Source organism: Bradyrhizobium sp. P5_C11_2 (assembly GCF_054049755.1).
Genome location: NZ_JBFULT010000716.1, coordinates 1 through 3,213 on the forward strand (window position 1 = coordinate 1; position 3,213 = coordinate 3,213).

The 3,213-nt window shown below is 65.0% G+C and carries 3 protein-coding genes and 1 pseudogene; 2 read left to right on the plus strand and 2 right to left on the minus strand.

Annotated elements, in window-relative coordinates; genetic code table 11:
* Nucleotides 1–400, plus strand: a pseudogene (locus ACXJL8_RS37440) (hypothetical protein); the annotation flags it as partial.
* A 318-nt stretch (nt 401–718) separates the two neighbouring features.
* Here the strand turns inward: ACXJL8_RS37440 and ACXJL8_RS37445 are convergent.
* Both ACXJL8_RS37445 and ACXJL8_RS37450 read right to left on the minus strand, forming a co-directional pair.
* Entirely contained in the window at nt 719–1,078 is a 360-nt protein-coding gene (locus ACXJL8_RS37445; RefSeq protein ID WP_456622100.1) for a hypothetical protein, read from the minus strand.
* A gap of 78 nt (nt 1,079–1,156) precedes the next feature.
* Nucleotides 1,157–1,600 carry an RbsD/FucU family protein gene (locus ACXJL8_RS37450; protein WP_456622101.1) on the minus strand — a complete coding sequence of 148 codons (444 nt, stop codon included), beginning with the start codon at nt 1,598–1,600 and terminating at the stop codon, nt 1,157–1,159.
* 201 nt (nt 1,601–1,801) lie between these two features.
* Here ACXJL8_RS37450 and ACXJL8_RS37455 point away from each other — a divergent pair.
* Nucleotides 1,802–3,213 (plus strand): caspase family protein (locus ACXJL8_RS37455; protein WP_456686651.1); only part of this gene is annotated, 1,412 nt, incomplete at its 3' end.

Below are 3,213 nucleotides of genomic sequence, written 5' to 3' on the forward strand. Positions count from 1 at the left end.
GACCGCCGAGATGGCCACGCCAATTCCGGAACCGATTGTTGCGGAGGTCGCAGCGCCGATGGCCGCCGAGCTGCCGGAGCCGATCGCGCCGGAGCCGGCCGCAGCCCCGATCGCAGAAGCGCCCGCCGCGGACGCGCCGATCGCGATGGAATCGCTCGCGCGCCTCACCAACGCCATTGCCGAGGCCGCCGCCGAGGTGATGGAGCATCCGGCACCGGAGATGGCTCCAGTCGCAACGCTGCCGATGCCGTCGCCCATGCCGTCGTTCATGCCCGAGCCGTCGCTCGGCGCCAGCATCCTCGCCAGCGGCATGCTGCAAAGGCCCCGCGCCGCCGCCAACGATCCCCTCGCCCCGCTCCGCCGCATGACCCAAGCCGAGAAGATCGCGTTCTTCTCGTAAGGCGAGCGCRGCTTCCAGTCCCGTCATCCTGAGGCGCGAGGCTTGCGATGCGAAAGCATTGCAAGCCGAGCCTCGAAGGATGCACGGCCGCGATGCAGCCGGGCCGTCGCCCTTCGAGGCTTGCTCCACGGCGCATTCGCGCCGCAGAGCGCGCACCTCAGGGTGACGGTGATAGATGGCGCACGCCGCTCACTCTCGTCATTGCGAGCGTAGCGAAGCAATCCAGCATCCCTCCGCAACAAGACTCTGGATTGCTTCRCGGAGTCTTTCATCGGGCCGCGCTGCGCGCGACCCATTGGCTCGCGATGACGAAGCCGATCACCCGCAGTTCCAGACCGCGCCGATCGGTGTCCGCGTCCAGCATGGACCGAAGCTGCCGCCGTTGTAGCGGCCGCCGCCGAAGCCGGGGCGGCCGAAATAGCGCCATTCGCCATCCCAGCCGTAATATTGGGGGACCGGGTCGATATACCAATGACGCCGGTCGCTGCGCGACAGCCGCCGCATCGCTTCCTTCTGCTTGTAAAGCGGAATGCTGTTGCTGAGCGGCTGGCGATAGCCCGGCAGGAAGCCGTAGCCATGCCAGGCTTGCGCCTGCCGTTTCTTGACCGGGGCGGCTGATGCGGTGATCGACAACAGTGACAGAATGATAGCAACAGATAGACACAGAAAGCGTGACATGAATCGACCATAGATAGTCGCTTGCGGGAAGGCTATTCAAATTCAAGTGCAAGGCTTCACAGCCGCACACGACTTCCGTTAGCTGATCACACCCTTCCTGATCAAGAAGCACCCATACCCCCTGCTGTCGCCGACCTGCACCACGCCAAAACCCGCAGCAGCCGCGCGATAAAAATCCGCGCGCGCGAGCTTGCCGGGAGTTACAGGGCAACCGGCTGCGCGTTCGATTTCTGCCAGCACCGCGCGCTGCACGTCGGGGACGCGGTCGGGATCGTCGACGGGCATCATCACGCGCACCGGATCGGGATCGAAATCGTCGAGCGGATAGAGCGTCATGATGGCGCGCATGGCGGTCTCCATGCGCATGCCCGGCAACTGGATCAGGCGCTGCGACGACGTCGTCCGGGCGATGTGTGTCGCCGGATGATTGGCGTCGACGACCACGAGGTCGTCGCCATGGCCCATGGAGGCGAGCAGCCAGAGCAGATCGGGCGTGAGGATCGGATCGATCGATTTCAGCATGTGACGGACCATCCCTACTGACATGTCTTTGGCCGGCGAAAGCAGCGCGGTCGGCAAGCGCGCGCTAACCATAGCAGGTTCCAGCGTGATTCAGATCACGCAGCCTAGCATGGTGACCGCGATCACGGACCCCGGGCTCGAACGCGGCCAAGCTTGCTCGCAACCAATCTCGCATCGAGATGAGTGCCAAAGGAGCACGCCATGTTCCGCCTAAAGCCTTTCCTGATGTATGCCGGCCTGCTCGGAAGCCTGGTCGGCTTCGCCTGCGGCCCCGTTTCCGCGCAAGTGGCCCCTGTCGAGCCGGCCGCGCCGACGGCGCTGCAAGGCCCGGAGCAGCGGGTGGCGCTGGTGATCGGCAATTCCAACTACCGGAACGCGCCGCAGCTCGAAAACCCCGACAATGACGCGCAGTCGATGGCGCAGTTCCTGAATTCGGCCGGCTTCGAGGTGGTCGCCGCAACCGACCTCACCCAGAACGACATGCTCCGCGTGGTGCAGGACTTCTCCGCCAAGGTCGCCGCGCGCGGCCCGAACACCGTTGCGATGGTCTATTATGCCGGTCACGGCGTGCAGCTCGCCGGCGAGAACTACCTCGTTCCCGTCGATGCGAAGGTGTCGAACCCGACCGAGCTCGTCAACAACTCGGTTCGCCTGGTCGACGTGATGTCGACGCTGGAGACGATTCCGAGTCGCGTGCGCATCGTCATCCTCGATGCCTGCCGCAACAATCCGTTCCCGACCGTGAACGACGCCGGCCGGGGCCTCGCCATCGTCGATGCGCCGAACGGCTCGATCGTCGGTTACTCGACGGCGCCGGGTACGGAAGCGCTGGATGGCACCGGCGGCCACAGCCCCTACACGCAGGCCTTCCTGAACGTCGCACGCGAGCCCAACGTGCCGATCGAGCAGCTGTTCAAGCGCGTGCGTCTCGCGGTGAACCAGACCACCAGCGGCGCGCAGATTCCGTGGGAAAGCTCGTCGCTGACCTCGGACTTCACCTTCTTCGGCGACACCGCGGTTGCCGCCAGCCGCGCGCCGGTGAATGCGCCGGTGGTGCAGATGGCGTCCAACCTGCCGAGCCGTTCGACGCGTCAGGCCTATGACTACGTGCTGTCCGAAGGCCGCCCCGAATACTATCAGGAGTTCATCCAGATGTATCCGCACGACCCGCTGTGCGATCACATCCGCTGGCTGCTCTCCAACCTGCTGATCTCGCAGGCCTGGCACAAGGCGGTGCTCGCGAACTCGCCGCTCGGCTACCAGACCTTCTACGACAGCTACGGCAACAGCCCCTATGCCGTGTCCGCGCTGAAGCTCGCAGCGCAGCCGAAGCTGATCCCGCTGATGCAGGCGACGAAGTTCCTGGCCCCGCAGAACATCAACCCGACCTTCAAGATCGGCAATCTCGGCCAGCCCAAATACATGCCGCTGGTGCAGCAGGGCAATGGCGGCGCGCAGATCAACGGCAATTTGCCGGTGGTGCAGAAGCCGGGCGACAACAACGTCATCGGCAAGCTCGGCAATGGCGGCCAGATCGTCAACCTGCCGGCGGGCAACAACCAGCCGAACCAGCAGAACGGCAAGCCGTCGCAGACCCCGGGCAAGATCGTCAC